Here is a 24,899-nt window from a genome sequence, read left to right as displayed (position 1 = left end):
GCTCAAATTTGCCATTTTTCTGCGGGCCTTGATGCGCTAGACACGCCTCACCAACTTCAGGGAGTCGCGGCGTGATCCGGCATATTGTTTTCTTCAGCGTCAAAGAAGGTCAGGACATAGAGACGGTCAAAAAGGGGCTGGAGCAACTCGGCACCATTCCTCATGCTGACCTTTTTGAAGTTCTGCCGAATTCCAGGGTCGATCCGATGTGCGACCGCATTGATCTCGTGGTCTATGCCGAGTTCAAAGATGAGGAAGCGCTTTTCGCTTTCAAGAAACATCCGACCTATGACGCGACGACGCAACTGGTGCGTCCGATGCGCGAATTGCGCTTTTCAGCCGATGTCGTGACAGATAAGGCTTGATTACCAGTCGGCCTGCAGTCGTTCCTGCAGTGGCAATCCGCCGAAAAGATCAGGCTCGCTGGACGTTCTCGCCCGTTCAATATTGAGAAGCTTGAGCTTTGTTGTCGTTCCGCCAGCCGCCGAAAAACCACCGACCTTGCCATTAGAACCGAGAACCCGATGGCATGGCACGATGATTGGAAACGGGTTTTTGCCCAGTGCATAGCCGACAGCCTGTGAGAGACTTACATCGCCGAGCCGTCGGGCAATCGCACCATAGGTCGTCGTCTCGCCCGGCTTCAGCTCAAGGATGATTTCATAGACCTGCCGGTTGAGATCGGGCACCGTATCGAGCGCCAGCGGTGTACCCGAAAAATCGACATCGGCCCCTGTCAGAAGCGCTCGCACACCTTGGACTGCATGAGTAACGAAATCCGGCACATTGGTATCTTCTGCGCCGGGAAACCGTTCGCCGAGCCGATAACGGGTTTCCTTCTCGTCAGCATCTCCGATCTCGACGCCAACAATTGTCTGGCCGCGCCAGGCAATCCCGCACGGTCCGATGTCCGTTTTGAAAATAATGATGCCTGACGATTCCATGGAAGTAATATTAGCACGGTTTTCACCGCGACAAATGCTGGTTATCGGGTAACGATAGGAACGTTCGCGTGAAAAGTCGTAACAATTGCGGAAAATGGCGCAGTGAAATGGTTGAAGAACGACACGAATAATGATTGTGTGATGGCAACCGGCCAATGCCCTTAAATGGCCAAACGGATTGACGAGAGTTTCCGATACCTGTCTCGGCGGGAGTGGAACCAAGGAATTTAAATGGACGATTACGAGCGATATGCCACAGGGTTGATGATCGTTTTTGGCGCGCTGATTATCGGTGGCCTTATGGCGGCTAACCTGTACCACGGTGACAAGCCGGGCTTTTTATTCGCGCTAGGCGCTGCGGTTGTCAGCTGGTTTGCGGCTTTTGCCGTCCTGTTCGACAAGCCGCGCGTTTATGGCGTAATGATTGCAGTTGCGATCGGTCTGGTCGCGGCTTCAATCGGTGCTTACGTTACCTGATTACTGAACCATTTTATTGAAGAGAAAGCCCCGGAGTCGTCCGGGGCTTTTCGTTTCAGAGATAGGGCGAATAGCACTGACGCCGCGGCCCGTAATTGGGCTGGAAGGTGTTATCATAGGCGCGGTATGACCGATAACGGTTGTAGCACCAGCGTACATGGGGGTTGCCACCGCGATAGATCGGCGCCGGACGGTAGCGGCGGACAGGTGGCGGTCCCCAATAACGGCGATCATAGCGATAGTACGGGCGATAACGCGGACCGTGATGTCGCCAGTGACGACGATGTTCCCGCCAATAGCGGCGGTCGCCGCGGTAGTCGTAATACTGAACGTTTTGTATATTCGGTGCCGAGGTCTGTGCGGACGGTGTCGCCATCAAAGATGACTGTGCCGCATTTGCATTCCCGACCGCGGCGGATAGTCCCATGCCGAGTGACAAACATGCGGCAAACAGGGAATAAGCAAACCTTTTCATAGGTCTCTCCTCGCAGCGCATACCGAAAAGCGTGAAACGGTTTTCGGATAAGATGCGCGTAAAAATGAACAACATATATCGTCCCTGCGATTATTTTAGGCCGGACATTGTGGCAGAGCGGTGGCCCTGCGCAGTCACAATTTCTTGGGTCCGGCAACAGATCGGTGATGTCTGGATAACAAGATGGGAAATGCTTGCTCCGAATTGACATAAAGATATGTTTATGTCATTAAGCGACTTTCGCAATGTGCGTATGACAGGTAATTTAGGTTGATATGTCCCGAACAGACCTGTTGCCTGAGAACAGATTGAATACAGGCGGTACTTTTATGGCGTCTTCTCTCGACGATCTCTTCGGTGCAACGGCTGCGAAGCCGGATGGTTCGGAAGTGCTGGCGGCACTGACGAAGGCAGCGCGTGAGCGTATTCTGATCCTCGATGGTGCGATGGGAACGCAGATTCAGGGGCTTGGCTTCCACGAAGAACACTTTCGGGGTGAGCGTTTTGGCGCCTGCGACTGTCAGCTTCAGGGCAATAATGACCTTCTGACGCTGACCCAGCCCAAGGCCATTGAGGAAATCCACTATGCCTACGCCATTGCGGGCGCGGACATTCTCGAAACCAACACTTTTTCTTCCACGACAATCGCACAGGCCGATTACGGCATGGAAGCGCAGGTCTATGAGCTGAACCGCGATGGCGCGCGCCTTGCCCGCCGCGCGGCCTTGCGCGCCGAGCAAAAGGACGGTCGCCGCCGTTTCGTTGCGGGTGCTCTGGGGCCGACGAACCGCACCGCTTCGCTGTCGCCGGATGTCAACAATCCGGGCTTCCGTGCTGTCACCTTCGATGATCTGCGCATTGCCTATGCCGAGCAGATCCGAGGTCTGATCGATGGCGGTTCCGACATCATCCTGATCGAAACAATCTTCGACACGCTGAACGCCAAGGCTGCTGTCTTCGCTTCGGAAGAAGTGTTCGAGGAAAAGGGCGTTCGCCTCCCGGTGATGATTTCCGGCACGATCACCGATCTTTCCGGCCGCACCTTGTCCGGCCAGACGCCGACGGCATTCTGGCATTCGCTGCGCCATGCCAAGCCGTTTACCATCGGACTTAACTGCGCGCTGGGCGCCAACGCCATGCGCGCCCATCTCGACGAATTGTCGACTATCGCCGACACATTTGTTTGCGCTTATCCGAATGCCGGTCTGCCGAACGAATTCGGCCAGTATGACGAAACGCCGGAAGCGATGGCCGCCCAGATCGAAGGCTTTGCCCGTGATGGTCTGGTCAATGTCGTCGGCGGCTGCTGCGGTTCCACGCCGGACCATATCCGCGCCATTGCCGAGGCCGTTGCAAAGCATCCGCCGCGCAAGCCCGCCAAGGTTGCGCCGCTGATGCGCCTGTCGGGCCTCGAACCCTTTACGCTGACTGAGGATATTCCCTTCGTCAATGTCGGCGAACGCACCAACGTGACCGGCTCCGCCCGCTTCCGCAAACTCATCAAGGCGGGCGATTTCGCGGCTGCGCTCGATGTCGCGCGCGATCAGGTTGCCAATGGCGCCCAGATCATCGACATCAATATGGATGAAGGCCTGATCGATTCCGAAAAGGCGATGGTCGAGTTTCTCAATCTGATCGCCGCCGAGCCGGATATTGCCCGCGTGCCGATCATGATCGACAGTTCCAAATGGGACGTCATCGAGGCTGGCCTGAAATGCGTTCAGGGCAAAGCGGTGGTCAACTCCATTTCGATGAAGGAAGGCGAGGAAGCCTTCATTCATCATGCAAAGCTCGTCCGCGCCTATGGGGCAGCGGTCGTGGTCATGGCGTTCGATGAAACCGGACAGGCCGATACCGAGGCGCGCAAGATCGAAATCTGTACCCGCGCCTACAATATCCTGACCGAGCAGGTCGGTTTCCCGCCGGAAGACATCATCTTCGATCCGAATATTTTCGCGGTGGCGACAGGTATCGAGGAACACAATAATTACGGGGTCGACTTCATCGAAGCGACCCGGCAGATCATCGCCACCCTGCCGCATGTCCATGTGTCGGGCGGCGTGTCGAACCTATCCTTCTCCTTCCGCGGCAATGAGCCTGTGCGCGAGGCGATGCATGCCGTGTTCCTCTACCACGCCATTCAGGCGGGCATGGATATGGGCATCGTCAATGCCGGTCAGCTGGCGGTTTACGATGCCATCGATCCGGAACTGCGCGAGGCCTGTGAGGACGTGGTGTTGAACCGCCGCTCCGACGCGACCGAGCGCCTGCTGGAAATCGCCGAGCGCTTCCGCGATTCCGGTTCCAGGGAAGCCAAAGCGCAGGATTTGACCTGGCGCGAATGGCCGGTGGAAAAGCGCCTCGAACATGCACTGGTCAACGGCATTACCGAATATATCGAAGCCGACACGGAAGAGGCGCGCCAGGCAGCCGAACGTCCGCTGCATGTTATCGAAGGTCCGCTGATGGCCGGCATGAATGTGGTGGGCGACCTGTTCGGCGCGGGCAAGATGTTCCTGCCGCAGGTGGTCAAATCCGCCCGCGTTATGAAGCAGGCGGTGGCGGTTCTCCTGCCATACATGGAAGAGGAAAAGCGCCGCAATGCGGAAAACGGCGTCGATGGCGGTGAACGCCAGAGCGCCGGCAAGGTGCTGATGGCGACCGTGAAGGGCGATGTGCACGATATCGGCAAGAATATCGTCGGCGTCGTGCTGGCCTGCAACAATTACGAAATCATCGATCTTGGCGTGATGGTGCCGTCGCAGAAAATCCTGCAGGTGGCGCGCGACGAAAAGGTGGATATCATCGGCCTTTCCGGCCTCATCACGCCCTCGCTCGACGAAATGGCGCATGTGGCGGCGGAAATGGAGCGCGAAGGTTTTGACATTCCGCTTCTGATCGGCGGTGCGACGACCAGCCGTGTCCATACGGCGGTGAAGATTCATCCGCGCTATGAACGTGGGCAGGCGGTCTATGTCATCGACGCCAGCCGTGCCGTCGGCGTGGTTTCCAACCTGCTGTCGCCGGAAGGCAAGCAGAGCTATATTGATGGGCTGCGCGGCGAATATGCCAAGGTTGCAGCCGCTCATGCGCGCAACGAAGCCGAAAAGCAGCGCCTGCCGATCGCGCGCGCCCGCGCCAATGCGCATAAGCTCGACTGGGACAACTTTGTTCCGGCAAAACCGACCTTCACCGGCACCAAGACCTTCGATGATTATGATCTGGCCGAAATCGCGCGCTATATCGACTGGACGCCATTCTTCCAGACCTGGGAGTTGAAGGGCCGTTATCCTGCCATCCTTGAAGACGAGAAGCAGGGCGAGGCAGCCCGGCAGCTTTGGGACGACGCGCAGGCGATGCTGAAAAAGATCATCGACGAAAAATGGTTCGCGCCGAAAGCAGTCGTCGGCTTCTGGCCGGCCAATGCGATCGGCGACGATATTCGTCTTTTCACCGATGAAAGCCGGAACGAGGAACTCGCCACTTTCTTCACACTGCGCCAGCAATTGAGCAAGCGCGATGGCCGCCCGAATGTAGCCATGTCCGATTTCGTAGCACCTGTCGAAAGCGGAAAGCAGGATTATGTCGGCGGTTTTGTCGTGACGGCGGGTATTGGTGAAGTGGCGATAGCCGAACGTTTCGAGCGCGCCAATGACGATTATTCGGCCATTCTTGTGAAGGCGCTCGCCGACCGTTTTGCGGAAGCTTTCGCAGAACTGATGCATGAGCGTGTCCGCAAGGAATTCTGGGCTTATGCGTCCAACGAAGCCTATACGCCTGAAGAATTGATCGGGGAGCCTTATAAGGGCATTCGTCCGGCGCCGGGCTATCCGGCTCAGCCCGACCATACCGAAAAGTCTACACTTTTCCGCCTTCTGGATGCGACCTCGAAGACGGGCGTGGAATTGACTGAAAGCTATGCGATGTGGCCCGGTTCTTCTGTATCGGGTCTCTATATCGGCCATCCGGAAAGCTATTATTTCGGCGTGGCCAAGGTTGAACGTGATCAGGTCGAGGATTACGCGAACCGCAAGGGAATGAGTGTCGAGGATGTGGAACGCTGGCTTACACCGATCCTCAACTACACGCCGGGTGCGGCTGCCGAAGAGGCTGCGGAATAATCAATGTCGTCGCTTGATTAACTGAATCTCAGACACTCGTATTTCTGACAGATGCGCCAGACGCGTTCGACTGGTTTGTAGTTGTTTATCAATTGCAAGCCGGCGGACGTGGCTGCGTCCTGCCGGCACTCCAAGTTTGGAAGGCTGATTGATTTGCCGTCAAGATTGGTGATGCCAATACAATAAGTAATTAATTATGAAAGTAGTTTATAATTTAGATATATGTATTTCTTATACAAAACAGATATTTATATCATCAAAAGGTGTATAGCGAAATTTAGATAAGCGTGTTAGTGATTTGTTGGCGTTTTATTTAAGTTCGCCGAATTTCAATAATCATCAATAGTTGTATTTTTGTTGGGAAGTCTGCAATGAAATGGGAACAAATTTATGAATCCATGCAATCTGCTGACAATGCCGGACAGCTCCTTGAATATATAGATACCTATGCCAGAAAGTGCGGTTTTGCACATACGGCATATGTCATGCGCGTTCCTTTGCTAAACGGCACTGTCAGGTGGCTTAGTTTCGGATCGTTGCCGCAGGAGTGGATAGATCACTATGCGGCCAGAAAATATGCGGATGTCGACCCATTGGTTCGCAAAGCATTGAATAGTATCGAGCCCTTGGTATGGTCGGCCAAGCTTTTTGCAGATGCGCCGCAGATATGGGCGGATGCCCAGCGCTTCAACCTCAAGGTAGGAATTTCCCAGCCGTGCTGGGCGGCGCAGGGCGTGTTCGGAATGCTGTCTTTCCTGAGAAATGGTCCGGCATTGTCTTCCGGTGAGATTTCAATGTTGCGGCGTCAGATGCAGATCGCTGCCAATCTGCTACATTTATCTATGTATGAACATCTCGATGTTCCGACGATGAATTGTGTCTCTGAAGTGAACCTGACGGCACGCGAGCGGGAAATCCTGCGCTGGACGAGTGAAGGAAAGACTGCCGAGATCATCGGCACGATCCTCAATATCTCGACACGTACGGTGAATTTCCACATCAGCAACGTGCTGACCAAGCTCATTGCGGTCAATAAAGTTCAGGCGGTCGCCAAAGCCCGTACCTTCGGACTTCTATAAATATCTTCCAGGTCCCTCGGCGGTTTGATCCGAAGGGCATTTTCAGCGGCTTTCCGGTTTGCGCTTTTTCTGAAACGGGCTACAAATTCATTATCTTTCCCGGAGGATCAATGAATGACTGCTCAGCCAAACTCTCTTGAAGCCCGCGATATCCGTTATCACCTCCATTCCTACACCGATGCTGTCCGCCTCGAAGCGGAAGGTCCGCTCGTCATCGAGCGTGGCGATGGGATCTACGTCGAGGACGTAACTGGCAAGCGCTACATTGAAGCGATGTCAGGTCTTTGGAGTGTCGGCGTGGGCTTTTCGGAGCCGCGTCTGGCCGAAGCAGCTGCACGGCAGATGAAGAAGCTGCCTTTCTATCATACATTTTCCTACCGCTCGCATGGCCCGGTCATCGATCTGGCCGAAAAGCTTGTCTCGATGGCCCCTGTGCCGATGAGCAAGGCTTACTTCACCAATTCGGGTTCCGAAGCCAACGATACGGTCATCAAGCTGATCTGGTATCGCTCCAATGCGCTGGGCGAACCGGAGCGCAAGAAAATCATCTCGCGCAAGCGCGGTTATCATGGCGTAACGATTGCCTCTGCGAGCCTGACGGGCCTGCCCAACAATCACCGTTCCTTCGACCTGCCGATCGACCGTATTCTCCATACGGGTTGCCCTCACCATTATCGCGATGCGCTGCCAGGCGAGAGCGAGGAACAATTCGCAACACGGCTGGCGGATGAGCTGGAGCAATTGATCCTCGCCGAAGGGCCTCACACCATTGCCGCTTTCATCGGAGAGCCGGTGATGGGCGCAGGCGGGGTGGTCGTGCCGCCGAAAACCTATTGGGAAAAGGTGCAGGCGGTCCTTAATCGCTACAATATTCTACTGGTCGCCGACGAAGTCATTTGCGGCTTCGGTCGTACCGGTAACCTGTTCGGCAGCCAGACTTTCGATATGAAGCCGGATATTCTGGTCATGTCGAAGCAGCTTTCGTCATCCTATCTGCCGATTTCGGCCTTCCTTATCAATGAGCGCGTTTACGCACCGATTGCAGAAGAAAGCCACAAGATCGGCACGCTTGGGACGGGCTTTACGGCATCCGGCCATCCGGTGGCGGCAGCGGTAGCGCTGGAAAACCTCGCGATCATCGAAGAACGCGATCTGGTCGCCAATGCACGCGACCGCGGCGCCTATATGCAGAAGCGCCTGCGCGAGCTGCAGGATCACCCGCTGGTTGGCGAAGTGCGCGGCGTCGGTCTCATTGCCGGTGTCGAGCTTGTCACCGATAAACAGGCCAAGACAGGCCTTGAGCAGGCGGGCGCTCTAGGTGCCCAGGCAAATGCTGTTCTTCAGGAGCGGAGCGTCATTTCCCGTGCGATGGGCGATACACTTGCCTTCTGTCCGCCGCTCATCATCAATGACGAGCAGATCGATACGATGGTATCGGCGCTGGAGGCGACGCTGAACGATGTTCAGGCGAGCCTCGCCCAAGTAATACTCGCCAAGTAATAATTTGCTCTGGAGCTGTCCGAATGACGGGCAGCTCCAAAGCGGAAATTTGTTTAATATCACAAAAATTGTATGATTTTCCGTGACTTGGCCGAAAATCAGCTTTTGTGAGCGCGCGCAAGTTTGTTCCGGCCCTGCTTGCAAATACGGTAAGTTTTTCGCGCAAGCCGGTCGCAATACGCGATAGGGTTCTTTCACTTTCCCGCATCATTTCACGACAATGCGCGCATCGCGGCTTTTGCCGCATCTGTGCCGGATGAAGGCATTTGCCATCCCTCCCGCCAGTATCGAGACCCCATCCGGTTGCCGGGAGTAACTAGTCGTGCATCATGCATCCCTGACCAAGAACCTGACGCATCTTCAGCGCCTTGAGGCGGAAGCTATCCATATTTTTCGCGAGGTCGCGGCAAGTTTTTCCAACCCGGTAATGCTTTATTCGGTCGGCAAGGATTCGTCGGTGATGCTGCATCTGGCGATGAAGGCATTCTATCCTGCTCCACCGCCATTTCCTTTCCTGCATGTTGATACGACATGGAAGTTTCGGGAGATGATCGAATTTCGCGATGCTCAGGCACGTGAAAAGGGTTTCGAGCTGCTCGTGCATATCAACGAGGACGGCGTGCGCGAGAATATTGGCCCCTTTAGCCACGGGTCGAATGTCCACACCCATGTGATGAAGACGGTCGCCTTGCGGCAGGCGCTCGACAAGTACAAGTTCGATGCCGCTTTTGGCGGCGCCCGTCGCGACGAGGAGAAATCGCGCGCCAAGGAGCGCATTTTTTCCTTCCGTAACGCACAGCATGGATGGGACCCCAAGAACCAGCGTCCGGAAATGTGGAAGATCTACAATACCCGCGTTTCCGCAGGGGAATCGATCCGCGTCTTTCCGTTGTCGAACTGGACTGAGCTCGATATCTGGCAATATATCCTGCAGGAGAATATCCCCATCGTGCCGCTTTATTTTGCGGCGCATCGTCCCGTGGTTGAGCGTGACGGCATGCTGATTATGGTCGACGATGACCGCATGAAATTGCGCCCGGACGAACGGGTGGAAAACCGGCTGGTGCGTTTCCGCACGCTTGGCTGCTATCCGCTGACCGGCGCAATTGAATCCAGTGCTGCGGACCTTTCCGATATTGTCGAAGAAATGCTGATTGCCCGTACATCCGAGCGGCAGGGCCGGGCCATTGATCGCGACGAAGCCGGTTCGATGGAGAAAAAGAAGCGCGAGGGCTATTTCTGATGAATGCGATAATCAAGCCTGTTGCGACCAATGCCGCAGTCAGCGACTTTCTGGCCGATCAGGAGCGCAAGACGCTGTTGCGCTTCCTCACTTGCGGGTCGGTGGACGACGGCAAATCGACGCTCATCGGGCGCCTGCTCTATGACACGAAACTGATCTTCGAGGACCAGCTCGCATCGTTGAAGAACGATAGCCGCAAGTTCGGCACCACGGATGACGACTTCGATTTCGCATTGCTGGTTGACGGTCTGGAGGCAGAGCGAGAGCAGGGCATCACCATTGATGTCGCCTATCGCTTCTTTTCGACGCCGCGCCGCAAGTTCATCGTCGCGGACACGCCGGGGCATGCGCAATATACGCGCAACATGGCAACAGGGGCCTCTACCGCTGATCTTGCCATCGTGCTGGTCGATGCGCGTCAGGGTGTGCTGACCCAGACACGGCGCCATTCCTTTATTGCTGCCGCACTTGGTATTCGTCACATCGTTTTGGCCGTGAACAAGATCGATCTGGTCGATTTTTCGCAAGAAGCCTTCGAGCGTATTGTCGCGGACTATATGAGCTTCGCCAAAGAGCTTGGCTTTGTCAGCGTGCAGCCGATCCCGCTCTCGGCGCGCTTCGGCGACAATGTCATGCTGCCGTCGCCCCGCATGGGCTGGTATCAAGGGCCGCATCTGCTCGAACATCTGGAAACCGTGCGCATCGATACGGAGGCGGCGGCAAAGCCCTTTCGTTTTCCGGTGCAATATGTGAACCGGCCCAATCTCGATTTTCGCGGTTTCTCCGGCACTGTGGCCTCCGGTTCGATCAGCGCCGGTGATGCCGTGGTGGTTGCCAAATCCGGCAAGACCTCCCGCGTGAAACGCATTGCCACCTATGACGGTGACCTGCCGCGGGCATCCGAAGGGCAGGCCGTCACGCTGGTGCTGGAGGACGAGATCGAGGTTTCGCGCGGCAATATGCTGGTAGGGAAGGAGGCCCGGCCCGAAGTGGCTGATCGCTTCGCCGCGAATATAGTCTGGTTCGGTGAGGAGGCGTTGCATCCCGGCCGATCCTATATCCTGCGCACCGAGACCGACCAGACGCCGGTAACGATCAACGAGATCGTATACAGAACCGATATCGATAGTTTCACCCGCCAGGGAGCTTCTCGTCTCGACCTCAACGAGATTGGACTTTGTCATCTCCAGACCGTGGATCAGATTGCATTCGATCCTTACGCCGACAATCGCGTAACCGGCGCGTTCGTGTTGATCGACCGGCTTACAAACGCGACTGTGGGTGCTGGGATGATCGATAGTGCGCTTCGTCAGGCGACGAATGTGCATCTGCAATCCTTCGATCTCGACAAGCAGACGCGCGCGGCGCAGAAGTTCCAGAAACCGGCAGTACTCTGGTTTACGGGTCTGTCCGGCTCCGGCAAATCCACCATTGCAAACAGGCTGGAGCAGCGGCTTCATGCGCTGGGCAAGCACACCTATCTGCTGGATGGCGACAATGTCCGCCATGGCCTCAACAGCGATCTGGGCTTCTCCGAGAAGGACAGGGCCGAAAATATTCGTCGTGTCGGAGAGGTCGCCCGTTTGATGACCGATGCGGGCCTGATCGTCCTGGTCTCCTTCATTTCGCCTTTCCGGGCCGAGCGGGATCGCGTTCGCACCCGCCTGCCGGAGGGCGAATTTGTCGAGATTTTCGTGGATACGCCGATAGAGGAATGTATGGCCCGCGATCCGAAGGGGCTTTATGCGCAGGCGTTGCGCGGCGAGATCAAGGCTTTCACCGGCATTGATTCTCCGTATGAAGCGCCCCTTTCGCCGGAACTCCGCCTGAATACGACGGGCCGTGACGTTGACGAACTCGTCGCGGAAGTGGAAAGATATCTTGCCGAACGTGGTATCATCGGCAGTTATGGCAGCGATTCCTGGTCGATCTGAACAATGAAGATTTCCGCCTCTCCGAAAGCCGGTCCGAACGGCGAAGCAATGCTCGTCGTCCTGCAGGAAGCTGCACTGGAGGCGGGGCGCGTCATCATGAAGCATTATGCCAATGGTTGCGCGGTTCAGAGCAAGAAGGATTCCTCACCCGTCACGGAGGCGGATCGCGATGCGGAGGCCATCATTCTTGCGGCAATTGCTTCCGTCGCTTCAGATATTCCCGTCGTGGCGGAAGAAGAAGTGGCGGCAGGGCGGCTTCCGTCACAGCTGGGGCGGCGGTTTCTACTGGTCGATCCGCTGGACGGGACACGTGAGTTTCTGCTGCGTAACGGCGATTTCACGGTGAATATCGGCCTGATCGAGGATGGTGTTCCGGTTCTCGGTATCGTTTATGCGCCGGTTCGCAATCGCTTGTTTATTGGAGATAGCAGCGGTGCTGAAGAAATAACGACGACCAAAGATCATGCAGTCCAAACACGGCGTGGGATAGCGGTGCGTGTTCACGGGGCGGAACAGATCGCTGTCTGCAGCCGGTCACACAACAATCCGGAAACGAAAAAGTTCTTGAGCGACAACAGGATCAGCAACTGCGTTTCTGTCGGTTCGTCGCTAAAATTCTGCTTGATTGCCAGCGGAGAGGCCGACATCTATCCGCGTTTCGGCCCAACAATGGAATGGGATACCGCGGCGGGCGATGCCGTGTTACGCGCTGCTGGCGGTCTTACCACCACTTTCGAGGGAGAGCCGCTCTCTTATGGCCAGCGCGCCAATGAAGGTGTTGCAGGTTTCGCCAATCCTGATTTTGTGGCTTTTGGCGGTGGCACGAAGCCCGTTTTTGCTGCGGTTTGATGCTTGCTGGAAAGATGTTTCCGACTTTTCAAGTCAGGCGTTTAAAAAAACGACAAGATGCTCTTGCGGCTTGAAATTTGGGGCGTTATAAGCCGCCTCAATGGTCACGGCCACATGGTCACGGAGTGTAGCGCAGCCTGGTAGCGCACCTCGTTCGGGACGAGGGGGTCGGAGGTTCGAATCCTCTCACTCCGACCATTTTTCCCGGAGGTTTCGCCTTATTCTGCTTTCCCGAAAACCGACATGCGCATGAACTCTCCATCATACTGGGCGAGGGCGACCACGCGTTTGCGATCCAGTATTTCCACACGATTTGACCGGAACAGGATCAGACCTTCTTCACGCAGGTCGCGCAGCATTCGATTGAGGTGGATCGGTGTCAATCCCAAGGCATCGGCAAGCTGATACTGCGTCAGCGGGCAATAGAAAGAATCCGGATCGCCCATCCCGCATGATTGCACACGATCAGAAAGCTCAAGAAACAGATGTGCGGTTCGGACGAAAGCGGCCCGACATCCGATATTGGTAAGATGCTCAATTAACATTGACCGCTGGCGCGCAAGAAGCTCGATGAGGATCAGGCTGAGGCGCGGCGCACTCTCAATCGAGGCTTCAAGCGAGGCAAGCGAAATTTCGAAAACCGACATAGGTGTGATCGCAGCTATGGTGTTGTAGCTGTATCCGTCGGCGGTTCGGAGGCCCAGAAAATCGCTTCGCATTGGGAAATCGATAATCTGCCGTTCACCGCTCGACAGATCGCGATAAACACACCCCCAGCCGGAGCGCACGAGATGGATACTTCTGACGCGCGCACCCTGTTCGATAATGGTGGCATCGGCGGTAAAATCGCTTTCAATAATGGTCAGCGAAGAAAGCGCGTCTGTTTCCCGCGCTTCAAGCTTGGCAAGAATTGGAGCTGACTCCAATAAACCAATCAGCGCTTCAATCGATGGGTCTGTGGTCTGCTTGCCACTGTGCATTTTCAACCCGTTGGAACCTATCTCGAAAGATGCGAAACTGTCCCTTTATGTCGATCAATTCAGTAAAATTGAAAACCAAATAAACGAAAGATATAGGCACTATATCCTCCCGCTCTGCAAGTCGTTCTTATGGGCGGTCATAAATTTCTGCATTGCTAACATAAGTTAATGACACGATTATTTCCCGGTAGCAATATTTACCATGAACCAGCCTACAGGTCTATCAAGGCAAACACAGGAAATCATTCGTCTCTGACGAAAGTAATAGTTGGATGCATAAACATAGAGCAACTTGAGTAGCGCCGGGAGTATCGCATGTTGGAGACGAGAGGGGATAGCCTCTGGGCTGCGTCGGAGAGCGTGGGCGACAGAGCTAACGCTGCGAGCATTGAGGCAGCGCGTGGACGGCGTATGCTGCTCGTATGCAGGAGCAATCTCGAGCGGCAGTGCCTTTATAATGGCCTTGTGCTGAATGGCCTCAAGCTTCCGGTGGAGACACAAGCGGCGATTGAGCTGGCGGATCCAGCAGACGATATTGCTGTTGTTCTTATCAATATAGGTTCGAAGCGGCTGGCGGATCCGTTCTTCTCGGAAAAATTGCAGGCTGTGATCGAACTCTGGCGTCCGGTTCCAGTCGTTTTTCTTGCTGAGCGTGAGGAATGGGCACAGGTCGCACGCGCCATGGAAATCGGAGCTCGTGGCTATATCCCCACTTCCGTCGATATAAAGGTCTGCGTCGAGGCCATTCATCTGGCTACTGCTGGCGGCATGTACGTGCCCGCTTCGATGGTTTTCCAGAGTGCACCGACGGATGTCGATGATGATGTTTTGGGTGAATTGCTCACGGCGCGGGAAATCGAAGTCGTCCACGCCATTCGTATTGGCAAGTCGAACAAGATCATTGCTTTTGAACTCGGTATGAGTGAAGGCACGGTCAAGGCGCATGTACATAATATCATGAAGAAGATCGGCGCCGCGAACCGCACGGAAGTGGCATGCAAGCTGCACAGAATGTACGGCGAGAAATTCGATCTCGACTAAAATGCCGGGTTTTTATGCATGTCTCCCGAAACCGGCTCCTCCTTTGACCAGGGTGAGACAGCCCATAGTCCTGCTTTGCGATTTCGCTTGAACTCGCAGCTCAACATTCGTTGGCGAAAAATCCCGGAAAGCGAATGCCATTCGCGGCCATGCGAACTGAAGTGGTTGCTTTCTATCAAAAAACCGCGAAATTACCCGAACGCAATCCGAAGAATTTTAGCTCTGGGATAAAAATGCAGCTTACCCCCCGTCACAACGCAATTCTTGAGCTCGCTCGCAAGCAGGGGCAGGTTCTGGTGGATGACCTTGCTGCGGCTTTCGAAGTGACGCCGCAGACGGTGCGAAAGGATTTGAACGACCTTTGCCGCGCCCGGATGTTGCGTCGCATTCATGGGGGGGCACTCTATCCGTCTGGCGTGGAGAACATGGAATATGAAGCGCGACGCCGCATCGCCGCGCACGAAAAGGAATCAATCGGGCGTGCCGCCGCTGAAATTATCCCGGACGGAGCTTCCTTGTTCATCAATATTGGCACTACGACCGAAGCCGTCGCCCAAGCGCTGGTCGACCACGACAATTTGATGGTCATTACCAATAATATTAACGTCGCGAACACGTTGCGCGTTCATCCCTCGATCGAGGTGGTGGTTGCAGGTGGTGTCGTGCGTCCGTCTGATGGGGGCATCGTCGGTGAAGCTGCGGTTGATTTCATCCGGCAGTTCAAGGTCGATTATGCGATTATCGGCGCTTCCGCCATGGACGAGGACGGAGCTCTTCTCGATTTCGATTTCCGCGAAGTGAAAGTGGCGCAAGCCATCATCGCCAATGCCCGGCACGTCATTCTCGTGACTGACTCCACGAAACTGGAACGGACCGCTCCGGTGCGCATCGGTCATATATCGCAAATCGACACCTTCATCACGGACCATTGTCCGTCGAACCAGTTGCGAGAATTATGCCGGGAAAGCGAGGTCGATCTCATCGAAACCCTTGGAGAAAGCCAGACGGAAGAAAAACGGGCGTAGGTTCGTTTCATTTTCGGTTTGCTTTCGTATTAAATGAATTATATTCGCTTTGGTTTTCGGAGACTGGTCTTCGGGGTTCGCCATGGCGCAAGAGAAACTATTCGACATTTTTGTAATCGGCGGCGGCATTAACGGCTGCGGTATCGCGCGTGATGCGGTTGGCCGGGGATTTTCAGTTGGCCTTGCTGAAATGAATGATCTGGCAAGCGGCACCTCCTCGCGGGCAACCAAACTCATTCACGGCGGTTTGCGCTATTTGGAGCACTACGAATTTCGTCTGGTGCGCGAGGCGCTGATGGAGCGCGAGGTGCTGTGGGCCAATGCACCGCACATCATTCATCCGATGCGGTTCGTGTTGCCTTATCATAAAGGCGGAATGCGCCCTGCATGGTTGTTGAGGCTCGGATTGTTTCTCTATGACCATTTGGGCGGGCGTAAAAAGCTCCCCGCGACGCGTACGCTCGATATGCGCTCCGACCCGGCAGCGCAGCCCCTGAAGCCCCTTTTTACGAAGGCCTTTGAATACTCCGATTGCTGGGTGGACGACGCGCGTTTCGTTGCTTTGACCGCCCGTGATGCCGCGGATCGTGGCGCGATGATCAAAACCCGAACCAAAGTCGTGGCGGCTCGTCGTGACAGCGAATACTGGACCATTACGCTGGAAGATACCGGTACATATGAGCGCGAGGAAGTTCGCGCTCGCCTACTGGTCAATGCTGCTGGTCCCTGGGCCGACAAGGTATTGCAGGGTGTCGAGGGAGACCGACAGCTGCACAATGTCCGGCTGGTTCAGGGCAGCCATATCGTGGTGCGCAAGAAATTCTCCGGTCCCCGTTCCTATTTCTTCCAGAACAATGACGGGCGCATCATCTTTGCCATTCCCTATGAGGACGACTTTACCCTGATCGGCACGACCGATCAGGATTATCAGGGTGATCCGGCCAAGGTTGCGATCACCGATGGCGAGACTGACTATCTTTGCGCGGCAGCCAGCGAATATTTCAAGGATCCGGTCAATCGTTCGGATATCGTCTGGACTTATTCCGGTGTGCGCCCGCTTTATGATGACGGCGCGAGCAAGGCACAGGAAGCAACACGCGATTATGTGTTGAAAGAGGATGCGCCGGATGGGCTTGCTCCTCTGATCAATGTGTTCGGGGGCAAGTTGACCACGGCGCGGCGACTTGCCGAACATATGCTGGAGAAGATCGAGCATCGGCTGGGGCAAAAAGGTGCGCCGTGGACCCATGCAGCACCCTTGCCCGGCGGTGATTTCGTGGATATCGAGTTTGAGCGTGAGCTGCAAAAGGTGACTGCCGCCTATCCTTTCCTGACGCCCACTCATGCGCGGCGTCTGTTCCGGCAATATGGAACGCGTATTCATGTTCTGCTTGGAGAAGCCGTTTCACTTGCCGACCTCGGACAGCATTTCGGTGCCGATCTTTATGAAGCCGAAGTGCGGTATCTGCTTGAGAATGAATGGGCAGTGAGCGCCGAGGATATTTTGTGGCGGCGTACGAAACTTGGTCTTCGCCTCAATGCGGCGGATGTTTCCTCACTTGAGGAGTATCTGAAGCCAGCACGCGTCGCCTAAGCTCTCTCAATCTTTAGCCGCACTTGCCAGTTATGCCGTGAGCCGTCATTATCCTCCCATAAAGCGGGTTCCAGCCTTCCTGGGAGGAAAAGATGGGCACGCCGCAAGACCGAACACATGCTGATCGGATTCAGTCTGCAATCATGACGGCGAGTGGGGCTGCCAGATCCGCTCTGGTCGCCTCATGGCGGCGCTCGGCGGAACTGCATGGGCTTGATCCTGCCGAGCTGGGTTCGGTGCGCACCCTTTCCGACGGTGAGTTCAGAACCGCACATCAGCGTATCGAGCGCCTCGTGAGTATTGCGCAAGCCAGTATGGACCGCCTTTATCTGGCCGTTGGCGGGGTCGGTTGTTGCGTGCTTCTGGCCGATAGCGAGGGCGTGCCGGTCGAACGTCGCGGCGCACCCGGCGACGATGATACCTTTTATCGCTGGGGGCTTTGGACCGGCGCTGTCTGGAGCGAGCAAAGCGAAGGCACGAACGGGATCGGCACCTGCATTGTTGAACAGCGCCCGCTGACAATTCATCGCGACCAGCATTTTCATACCCGTAATATCGGGCTTTCCTGTACGGTCGCCCCGATCCATGATCATCAAGGGCGCCTGATGGCAGCACTTGATGTTTCGTCATGCCGCGCCGATCTGACGGAGGCTTTTGCGCAGCTTATATCTGTCGCCGTGATCGATGCTGCACGGCGCATCGAGGCTGAAAATTTCCGTCAGGCTTTTCCCGAGGCTCGTATCATGCTGGCGCCAAGCCCCGACAGAACCGGCGGCGCACTGATCGCGGTCGACAAGGATGATCTGGTTATCGGCGCCACACGTGCGGCGCGTCTGGCCATGGGGCTTGACGATGCCGCTCTTGCGGTTCCGTTGCCTGCAGCCGATCTTCTCGGCTGGCATGCCGATCCACGTGAAGATATGGCGGAATCGGAGCGGAGCGTAATTCTGCGCGCTCTTGCGCGTGCAGAAGGGAATATCTCGGCTGCTGCCGGGCTGTTGGGCATCAGTCGCGCCACGCTTCATCGCAAGCTCAACCGGCTGAAGATCATTCGTCCGCACTAATCAGAAATAAGCGGACACAACTGTCTCAATATTGCGACACATAACCTTGCAAGCTTGAATGTGCGGGATGACTCTTTCCCACGGTCGCGCGATCCTCACGCATGAAACGCTGTAGGAGCAGCGTGGTGTTGGGAGGAATGTCATGAACAAGGTTGAATTCAGCCGGACCGTGAAGCCGGCTTTCGCAAAACGCTACGGAAATTTCATCGGGGGCAAATGGGTCGAGCCTAAGTCGGGCCGCTATTTCGAAAACACTTCGCCAGTCAACGGTCAGGTGCTTTGCGAAGTAGCCCGTTCGGATGCCGCCGATGTTGAAGCGGCTCTCGATGCAGCGCATGCCGCCAAGGATGCCTGGGGCAAGACGAGCGCGGCTGAACGCGCGCTCATCCTCAATCGCATTGCTGACCGGATTGAGGAAAATCTGCCTGCGCTCGCTGCTGCAGAAACTTGGGACAACGGCAAGCCAATCCGCGAAACCACCGCTGCCGATCTGCCTCTGGCCATTGACCATTTCCGCTATTTCGCAGGTGTCATCCGTGCGCAGGAAGGCGGCATTTCCGAAATCGACCACGACACGGTCGCCTATCATTTCCATGAACCGCTCGGCGTTGTCGGCCAGATCATTCCGTGGAACTTTCCACTGCTCATGGCAACGTGGAAGCTCGCTCCGGCCCTTGCGGCAGGCAATTGCGTCGTCCTGAAACCGGCTGAACAGACCCCGGCGTCGATCCTCGTGCTTATGGATCTGATCGGCGACCTTCTGCCGCCCGGTGTAATCAATGTCGTCAACGGGTTTGGCCTTGAGGCCGGAAAACCGTTGGCATCGAGCCCGCGCATCGCCAAGATCGCCTTTACCGGCGAAACGACGACCGGTCGACTGATCATGCAATATGCCAGCCAGAACCTCATCCCGGTTACGCTCGAACTTGGCGGCAAATCGCCGAACATCTTCTTCAAGGATGTTGCTGCGGAAGACGACGACTTCCTCGACAAGGCCATCGAAGGCTTTGTGATGTTTGCGCTCAATCAGGGCGAGGTGTGCACCTGTCCGAGCCGCGCTCTCATTCATGAATCGATCTATGACAAGTTCATGGAAAAGGCGCTGAAGCGTGTGGATGCGATCGTGCAGGGCGATCCGCTTGATCCTGCCACGATGATCGGCGCGCAGGCCTCCAGCGAACAGCTTGAAAAAATCCTGAGCTATCTCGACATCGGCCGTCAGGAAGGTGCTGAAGTGCTGGCAGGTGGCGAGCGCAATATCCTGCCGGGCGATCTGGCTGGCGGCTACTATGTCAAGCCGACCGTATTCAAGGGCACCAACAAGATGCGTATTTTCCAGGAGGAAATCTTCGGACCGGTCGTGTCTGTTGCTACCTTCAAGGACGATGCGGAGGCGCTATCGATTGCCAACGATACGCTTTACGGTCTGGGTGCCGGTATATGGACCCGTGACGGGACACGTGCCTATCGCTTCGGGCGTGCCATTCAGGCCGGTCGTGTCTGGACCAATTGCTACCATGCCTATCCGGCCCATGCGGCATTCGGCGGTTATAAGCAGTCGGGTATCGGTCGCGAAAACCATCTGAAAATGCTGGACCATTATCAGAACACCAAGAATATGCTGGTGAGCTACAGCCCGAAGAAACTGGGTTTCTTCTAACCAAAGTTGAACCCGCAACCGCAATACGGAGAAAAATCTTCGTATTGCGCTCAATCAAGGGGCAGAGCCGTTCTTCATGCCAGTATTGCATCGAGCATAACGGCTTCCAATACCCTCCCAAGGGGGCCTGGGCGGAAACGCCCGGGTGACCTTTTTCTGGAGCACATCCCGAAAAGTGTGAAACGGATTTCGGACGAGATGCGCTCTAATGTCTCCGTAAAGCATTCATTTCTTCCGTCTTCCAGGAAGCCAGCGCAGTTCGACAACGAAGGAGAAACTTCATGGCAAAGACAATGAAAGCCGCCGTGGTGCGGGCATTCGGAAAGCCGCTGACGATCGATGAAGTGCCAGTACCTGAGCCCGGTCCGGGGCAGATACAGGTTGCCATCCATGCGTCCGGCGTTTGCCATACCGATCTGCATGCAGCCGAAGGCGACTGGCCCGTGAAGCCCAATCCGCCATTCATTCCGGGGCATGAAGGCGTCGGTTATGTGTCGGCTGTGGGGCGTGGTGTCAAACACGTAAAAGAGGGGGATCGCGTCGGCGTTCCATGGCTTTACACTGCGTGCGGACACTGTCGTCATTGTCTGGGCGGATGGGAAACGCTCTGCGAAGAACAGCTTAATACAGGCTATTCGGTCAATGGCGGCTTTGCCGAATATGTCGTGGCCGACCCGAACTTTGTCGGACATCTGCCGAAGAATATCGATTTTAACGAAATCGCGCCGGTTCTCTGTGCTGGCGTGACGGTCTATAAGGGCCTTAAGGTAACCGACACCAAACCGGGCGACTGGGTGGTGATTTCAGGTGTCGGCGGGCTTGGCCATATGGCCGTGCAATATGCCAGGGCCATGGGACTGAATGTTGCCGCCGTCGATATCGATGACCGCAAGCTCGATCTCGCGCGGAAACTTGGTGCGACGGTAACCGTCAACGCCAAGACGCATAACGATCCGGCGGCCTATATCAAAAAAGAAACCGATGGCGGCGCACAAGGCGTGCTGGTTACGGCTGTTTCGCCGATTGCATTCGAACAGGCCCTGGGTATGGTATCGCGGGGTGGGACTGTATCGCTGAACGGTCTGCCACCTGGCGATTTCCCGCTCTCTATCTTCAACATGGTGCTGAACGGCGTAACCGTGCGCGGCTCAATCGTCGGTACGCGGCTCGATTTGCAGGAGTCGCTGGATTTTGCAGCCGACGGCAAGGTCAAGGCCACCATCCATACCAGCAAGCTGGAAGACATCAACGCCATCTTCGACGATATGCGCCAAGGCAATATTGAAGGCCGCATCGTGATGGACCTGACTCAATAGGCGGCTTGAGTTAATATGCGAATGGGCGGTGGAATTCCGCCCTTTCGTATCATGGAGGAGGATATGGTTGAGCAAGCTTCCGGCGGCAAGGGGCAGGTGAGCGCTACCTCGGCTGCGCTCGATCTCATCCGCGAACTGCAGGCCGAATATGGGCCGATCATGTTCCATCAGTCCGGCGGTTGCTGCGACGGTTCATCGCCCATGTGCTATCCGCAGGGCGAATTCATCGTCGGCGATACGGACGTGAAGCTCGGTGAGATCGGCGGCGCGCCGGTCTATATCAGCGGCCCGCAATATGAGGCATGGAAACATACCGAACTCATCATCGATGTCGTGCCGGGGCGCGGCGGCATGTTCTCGCTCGACAATGGGCGCGAGGTTCGGTTTCTGACGCGCTCGCGTGTCTGTTCGGTTCCCTGATTTTCCTTTTCGTTTCCCGGCAAAGCGGTTAGTTAGGGCGGAGAGGGAGGGAGACGATCCGATATGACCGCAGCTGGAAAACGAGCAACCATTCATGATGTGGCACGCCTTGCCGGGGTGTCGATCAAGACAGTTTCACGCGTTTATAATGACGAACCGAATGTTCGCGACGCCATTCGCGAAAAGGTCAGGCAGGCGGGGAGTGAGCTGCGTTATCGTCCCAATGCCGCCGCCCGCAATCTCGTTGAGCGGCGTTCTCATCTGATCGGGCTGTTTTTCGAGAATCCGAGCGCCAGCTATGTCACCGAACTGCAGATGGGTGCGCTGGAACGATTGCGTGACACGCGATACCGGCTGCTGATCTTCCCTGTCGAAAATCGCGACGATATCCGCGGGGCGCTGATCGAAACGGCGCATGCTTCCGGCCTTGATGGCATCATCGTGACGCCGCCCATGTCGGACGATCCTGAAATTCTGGCCGAATTGATCGCGTCTGCCATGCCCTTTGCCCGTGTCGCCGGCGATGTGAACGTACACCCGACCGACAGCGTTACCATCGATGATGAAACGGCGGCTGTCGATCTGATGAACTATCTCCTCCAGCTCGGGCATCGTCGGATTGCTATCGTGATCGGTGATCCGACGCACCGTTCGGCAGAGCTGCGTCTTGCAGGCTATCGGCGCGCGCTGGAAGAGGCGAGGATCGAGCGCAATCCGGATTATGAGGTGCAGGGCGGATTCAGTTTTGCGAGTGGCCTCGCTGCCGGAAAGAAGCTGCTCTCGCTTGAGGAACCACCGACAGCCGTGTTTGCGTCCAATGACGATATGGCCGCTGCCGTCATGCAGATTGCCTATGACCGTAACATCGCGATACCGGATCAGCTGACAGTGGTCGGCTTCGATGACAGTGCGATCGCCAGCATGGTTTCGCCGCAGATCACCACCGTCCGCCAGCCGATTTTCGAGATGGCCCGCGATGCCGCTGATATGCTTCTGAACCAGATTGACACGGGCCATTTATCGGCTTCCCGGCGGATTGAGTATAAACTCATCGTCCGCCAGTCATCAGGCAAGGTTCCCGCCTGATGCGACAGGTCAGCTTTGCGATTGCGGGCCGGGGAAGAAACGCTCGCGGGCGAAATTGCTGCCGAAGATCATGTCATATTGCAGCATCTGATAGTCACGCAGGAGCGGCGGGAATGGCGGCCTCTGTTGCCAGCCTTCCTCGGCATTTTCCGACCGGTCGAAAATCGCATGATTATCGACGACGCGGTATTGCTCGTGCAACTGACGCAGGAAGCCTGTGTAATAGGGATGCTGCATCCCTGCCATATCCAGAATGTGCAGCGGCAGGAAGGCGGGGCTGATCGTGCCTGTTCCCCGCTCGGCGCCCCGCTTGTTCGACCAGAGCACCAGAGGCGTTTCGTGCTGCAGCATCATATCGGCAGCAGGCGCCGTACGGCTTGCGACCCGACTTGTCATAAATCCGGTCTCGACATAGGCGGGGCCGAGCGGCGGCAGATGGTCGCCGAAGAAGACGAGAATGGTTTCGCGGTCGCGCCTGGACGCCCATTTCATCAATCGCTCAAGGCTTGCATCGGCATCCATGGCACCTTGCGAATAGGAACGGACCGACTGGCGTGTGTGTTCGCTGGCGTCGGTCTGCACCTCAAGCTTGGAATCCGGGTAGCGATTGGCTTGGTAAGGGCCATGTCCCTGAAGGGAAACCGCGAAGAAGAAGAAGGGTGCATCCATGGAATCTGCTTCGCGGATGATTTCATCGGTCAGGGCCGCGTCGGAGGCCAATGAGCCGCGCTTTTCCAGCGGCGGCATGTTTTCTTCCGACATGAACTTGTCGAAGCCCATGTTTTCATAGACGGGACCACGGTTCCAGAACCATTGACGGTAGGGATGAATGGCGCGCGTCGCGTAACCCTGTTCCTTGAAAAAGCTTGCAAGCGAGGGAAGAGGACGGCGGATATATTGTTGATACGGGATACTGCCGGACGGCAGGAAGGCCTTGGAAAATCCGGTCAGAGCCTCGAACTCGACATTGGCGGTCATGCCGCCAAATTCCGGCGAGAAGACATGGCCGGATTGTTCCGCGCGCACCGTCGGAATGGGGTCCGCACTGAAAGCCACACCCGGAAGGCGCGTCGGGTCCCAGAAGGATTCGCTCATCACCATGATGACGTCGGGTTTTCTGGCATCGAACGCGGCAGGGATCAGCTGCGCAGGCGGTTCGATAGCGGCAATTGCTTCTGGAGAATAGCCTTCCGGCGCGAAGACGGTCGCCATCGGCACATTCAGGATGAAGGCCATGGTAAAGCCGTTATGGGCGTAGTTTTCCTTCTGGTCCCACATGATCGGCAGAATACGCAGACGGTCACGTGCCAGCGAAAAGCTGGCATAGTCGGAAATGACTGCGAACCAGGCGAGCAGCGGCAGCGCGAAGGCGAGACGCAGCATTCGCCCCTTCCACGGAATTGGATCGAAGCGCCTCCACCAGAACAGTGTCACGGTAATCATCAATGCTGCGGAAGCAATGAGAAGCAAGGCTATGCCGACAGCACTCCACGGACGGTCACGCACCAAGAGCGGCAAAAGATCGACGATCTGACGGGCGTAGAGAAAATCGCTCGGATAAAGCGGGTCGCCGAGATAAAGGCTCTTTTCGCGCGCGGTCGTTGCCGCAATCAGCGCCAGCGGGCCGACAACAAAGAAGCCATAGTGAATCCGTCCGAAAATAGCGTCGCTTGCCGTTAGTACGACGACGAAGAGCGCAACCGTCGTCCATGCAGGCTTATGCGGCGTGCGGAAGAACTGCATCGTATCGGTGAACGAACCGCGTACGATCCATTCGATGGCGAAAACCAGAAGGGTGGACAGCACGATGGAAGCAAGCGCAATCACTGCGAGGCGCAGCGGCCAGGCAATACGGGCAGGCCCGAAAATCGCGGCATCGCTCCAGCGACGCGCTGCGGTATTTTCCATCACACCCGGCATGTTTTACTCATCAACTCCCAAACTTTTACAAAAATCCTGTCACATTTCTGTCATGGAAATGTCAACTCACGTTTGAAGCACGCTTGGGCGGCGAGTGATACGCACCGTGATCTGAATGGATGATGAATGGAGCATTTAAAATGAGAACAGGGCCGGAATTGATCCGGCCCT

General features: G+C 56.1%; 20 protein-coding genes and 1 tRNA gene. 17 read left to right on the top strand and 4 right to left on the bottom strand.

The window, feature by feature from the left end:
- Window positions 1-71 precede the first annotated feature (71 nt).
- Window positions 72-365, top strand: a complete 294-nt coding sequence (locus JNC70_RS02420) for a Dabb family protein (protein ID WP_104757054.1) — start codon at window positions 72-74, stop codon at window positions 363-365.
- On the opposite strand, the gene JNC70_RS02415 is transcribed toward JNC70_RS02420, so the two are convergent.
- Entirely contained in the window at window positions 366-944 is a 579-nt protein-coding gene (locus tag JNC70_RS02415) for a methylated-DNA--[protein]-cysteine S-methyltransferase (protein WP_104757053.1), read from the bottom strand.
- Between the two features lie 231 nt (window positions 945-1,175).
- On the opposite strand from JNC70_RS02415, the gene JNC70_RS02410 reads away from it, so the two are divergent.
- A complete protein-coding gene (locus tag JNC70_RS02410) occupies window positions 1,176-1,421 on the top strand; it encodes a hypothetical protein (RefSeq protein ID WP_010658028.1) in 246 nt (81 codons plus the stop codon).
- Between the two features lie 55 nt (window positions 1,422-1,476).
- On the opposite strand, the gene JNC70_RS02405 is transcribed toward JNC70_RS02410, so the two are convergent.
- Window positions 1,477-1,896, bottom strand: a complete 420-nt coding sequence (locus tag JNC70_RS02405) for a BA14K family protein (protein WP_104757192.1) — start codon at window positions 1,894-1,896, stop codon at window positions 1,477-1,479.
- Window positions 1,897-2,225: 329 nt separating this feature from the next.
- Between JNC70_RS02405 and metH the strand changes: the two genes are divergently transcribed.
- From metH to JNC70_RS02370, 7 genes are all read left to right on the top strand, one after another.
- The gene (metH, locus tag JNC70_RS02400; protein ID WP_104757052.1) at window positions 2,226-6,017 is read left to right on the top strand and encodes a methionine synthase; all 3,792 of its coding nucleotides are present in this window, start codon (window positions 2,226-2,228) and stop codon (window positions 6,015-6,017) included.
- A 371-nt stretch (window positions 6,018-6,388) separates the two neighbouring features.
- Window positions 6,389-7,096 carry a LuxR family transcriptional regulator gene (locus JNC70_RS02395; protein ID WP_104757051.1) on the top strand — a complete coding sequence of 236 codons (708 nt, stop codon included), beginning with the start codon at window positions 6,389-6,391 and terminating at the stop codon, window positions 7,094-7,096.
- A 114-nt stretch (window positions 7,097-7,210) separates the two neighbouring features.
- A complete protein-coding gene (locus JNC70_RS02390; protein WP_104757050.1) occupies window positions 7,211-8,596 on the top strand; it encodes an aspartate aminotransferase family protein in 1,386 nt (461 codons plus the stop codon).
- Window positions 8,597-8,918: 322 nt separating this feature from the next.
- A complete protein-coding gene (gene cysD / locus JNC70_RS02385; protein ID WP_167394093.1) occupies window positions 8,919-9,839 on the top strand; it encodes a sulfate adenylyltransferase subunit CysD in 921 nt (306 codons plus the stop codon).
- Window positions 9,839-11,773 (top strand): sulfate adenylyltransferase subunit CysN, encoded by a 1,935-nt coding sequence (gene cysN, locus JNC70_RS02380; protein ID WP_104757049.1) that lies wholly within the window; start codon window positions 9,839-9,841, stop codon window positions 11,771-11,773. The genes cysD and cysN overlap by 1 nt, the downstream gene beginning before the upstream one ends.
- A 3-nt stretch (window positions 11,774-11,776) precedes the next feature.
- Window positions 11,777-12,622: a 3'(2'),5'-bisphosphate nucleotidase CysQ gene (gene cysQ / locus JNC70_RS02375; RefSeq protein ID WP_104757048.1), complete on the top strand. Its 846-nt coding sequence runs from the start codon at window positions 11,777-11,779 to the stop codon at window positions 12,620-12,622.
- A gap of 121 nt (window positions 12,623-12,743) precedes the next feature.
- Window positions 12,744-12,820: transfer RNA gene (locus JNC70_RS02370), tRNA-Pro, on the top strand.
- A 20-nt stretch (window positions 12,821-12,840) separates the two neighbouring features.
- Here JNC70_RS02370 and JNC70_RS02365 read toward each other — a convergent pair.
- Entirely contained in the window at window positions 12,841-13,602 is a 762-nt protein-coding gene (locus JNC70_RS02365) for a Crp/Fnr family transcriptional regulator (protein WP_104754700.1), read from the bottom strand.
- A 315-nt stretch (window positions 13,603-13,917) separates the two neighbouring features.
- Here JNC70_RS02365 and JNC70_RS02360 point away from each other — a divergent pair, with 315 nt between their 5' ends.
- The 8 genes from JNC70_RS02360 (at window position 13,918) to JNC70_RS02325 (ending at window position 22,808) form a co-directional block, all read left to right on the top strand.
- Complete coding sequence (locus JNC70_RS02360) at window positions 13,918-14,643, top strand: response regulator transcription factor (RefSeq protein WP_104754699.1); 726 nt, start codon at window positions 13,918-13,920, stop codon at window positions 14,641-14,643.
- 233 nt (window positions 14,644-14,876) lie between these two features.
- Window positions 14,877-15,668: a DeoR/GlpR family DNA-binding transcription regulator gene (locus JNC70_RS02355; RefSeq protein ID WP_104754709.1), complete on the top strand. Its 792-nt coding sequence runs from the start codon at window positions 14,877-14,879 to the stop codon at window positions 15,666-15,668.
- Window positions 15,669-15,750: 82 nt separating this feature from the next.
- The gene (gene glpD, locus JNC70_RS02350) at window positions 15,751-17,262 is read left to right on the top strand and encodes a glycerol-3-phosphate dehydrogenase (RefSeq protein WP_104754698.1); all 1,512 of its coding nucleotides are present in this window, start codon (window positions 15,751-15,753) and stop codon (window positions 17,260-17,262) included.
- Between the two features lie 92 nt (window positions 17,263-17,354).
- The gene (locus JNC70_RS02345) at window positions 17,355-18,326 is read left to right on the top strand and encodes a GAF domain-containing protein (protein WP_104754697.1); all 972 of its coding nucleotides are present in this window, start codon (window positions 17,355-17,357) and stop codon (window positions 18,324-18,326) included.
- 142 nt (window positions 18,327-18,468) lie between these two features.
- A complete protein-coding gene (adh, locus tag JNC70_RS02340) occupies window positions 18,469-19,986 on the top strand; it encodes an aldehyde dehydrogenase (protein ID WP_104754696.1) in 1,518 nt (505 codons plus the stop codon).
- Between the two features lie 281 nt (window positions 19,987-20,267).
- On the top strand, window positions 20,268-21,302 hold the full coding sequence (adhP, locus tag JNC70_RS02335) for an alcohol dehydrogenase AdhP (protein WP_104754695.1): 1,035 nt from the start codon (window positions 20,268-20,270) through the stop codon (window positions 21,300-21,302).
- 63 nt (window positions 21,303-21,365) lie between these two features.
- Window positions 21,366-21,722, top strand: a complete 357-nt coding sequence (locus JNC70_RS02330) for a DUF779 domain-containing protein (RefSeq protein WP_104754708.1) — start codon at window positions 21,366-21,368, stop codon at window positions 21,720-21,722.
- A 63-nt stretch (window positions 21,723-21,785) separates the two neighbouring features.
- Entirely contained in the window at window positions 21,786-22,808 is a 1,023-nt protein-coding gene (locus JNC70_RS02325; protein WP_104754694.1) for a LacI family DNA-binding transcriptional regulator, read from the top strand.
- 9 nt (window positions 22,809-22,817) lie between these two features.
- Here JNC70_RS02325 and JNC70_RS02320 read toward each other — a convergent pair whose 3' ends face one another.
- On the bottom strand, window positions 22,818-24,728 hold the full coding sequence (locus JNC70_RS02320; RefSeq protein WP_104754693.1) for an LTA synthase family protein: 1,911 nt from the start codon (window positions 24,726-24,728) through the stop codon (window positions 22,818-22,820).
- Between the last annotated feature and the right edge of the window lie 171 nt (window positions 24,729-24,899).

The sequence above is a fragment of the Brucella oryzae genome (assembly GCF_041929965.1).
Taxonomy (GTDB): Bacteria; Pseudomonadota; Alphaproteobacteria; order Rhizobiales; family Rhizobiaceae; genus Brucella; species Brucella oryzae.
Note: the sequence above shows the minus strand (reverse complement) of the source record. Positions and strands in the feature narration are given on the sequence as shown.

Bases quoted from the DNA above. Each gene is read 5' to 3' on its own strand.
- adh (WP_104754696.1), top strand. From the start codon at position 18,469: ATGAACAAGGTTGAATTCAGCCGGACCGTGAAGCCGGCTTTCGCAAAA.
- metH (WP_104757052.1), top strand. From the start codon at position 2,226: ATGGCGTCTTCTCTCGACGATCTCTTCGGTGCAACGGCTGCGAAGCCG.
- JNC70_RS02325 (WP_104754694.1), top strand. From the start codon at position 21,786: ATGACCGCAGCTGGAAAACGAGCAACCATTCATGATGTGGCACGCCTT.
- cysQ (WP_104757048.1), top strand. From the start codon at position 11,777: ATGAAGATTTCCGCCTCTCCGAAAGCCGGTCCGAACGGCGAAGCAATG.
- JNC70_RS02395 (WP_104757051.1), top strand. From the start codon at position 6,389: ATGAAATGGGAACAAATTTATGAATCCATGCAATCTGCTGACAATGCC.
- JNC70_RS02415 (WP_104757053.1), bottom strand. From the start codon at position 944: ATGGAATCGTCAGGCATCATTATTTTCAAAACGGACATCGGACCGTGC.
- JNC70_RS02405 (WP_104757192.1), bottom strand. From the start codon at position 1,896: ATGAAAAGGTTTGCTTATTCCCTGTTTGCCGCATGTTTGTCACTCGGC.
- glpD (WP_104754698.1), top strand. From the start codon at position 15,751: ATGGCGCAAGAGAAACTATTCGACATTTTTGTAATCGGCGGCGGCATT.
- JNC70_RS02365 (WP_104754700.1), bottom strand. From the start codon at position 13,602: ATGCACAGTGGCAAGCAGACCACAGACCCATCGATTGAAGCGCTGATT.
- adhP (WP_104754695.1), top strand. From the start codon at position 20,268: ATGGCAAAGACAATGAAAGCCGCCGTGGTGCGGGCATTCGGAAAGCCG.
- JNC70_RS02360 (WP_104754699.1), top strand. From the start codon at position 13,918: ATGTTGGAGACGAGAGGGGATAGCCTCTGGGCTGCGTCGGAGAGCGTG.
- JNC70_RS02345 (WP_104754697.1), top strand. From the start codon at position 17,355: ATGGGCACGCCGCAAGACCGAACACATGCTGATCGGATTCAGTCTGCA.
- cysN (WP_104757049.1), top strand. From the start codon at position 9,839: ATGAATGCGATAATCAAGCCTGTTGCGACCAATGCCGCAGTCAGCGAC.
- JNC70_RS02330 (WP_104754708.1), top strand. From the start codon at position 21,366: ATGGTTGAGCAAGCTTCCGGCGGCAAGGGGCAGGTGAGCGCTACCTCG.
- JNC70_RS02355 (WP_104754709.1), top strand. From the start codon at position 14,877: ATGCAGCTTACCCCCCGTCACAACGCAATTCTTGAGCTCGCTCGCAAG.
- JNC70_RS02320 (WP_104754693.1), bottom strand. From the start codon at position 24,728: ATGCCGGGTGTGATGGAAAATACCGCAGCGCGTCGCTGGAGCGATGCC.
- JNC70_RS02410 (WP_010658028.1), top strand. From the start codon at position 1,176: ATGGACGATTACGAGCGATATGCCACAGGGTTGATGATCGTTTTTGGC.
- JNC70_RS02390 (WP_104757050.1), top strand. From the start codon at position 7,211: ATGACTGCTCAGCCAAACTCTCTTGAAGCCCGCGATATCCGTTATCAC.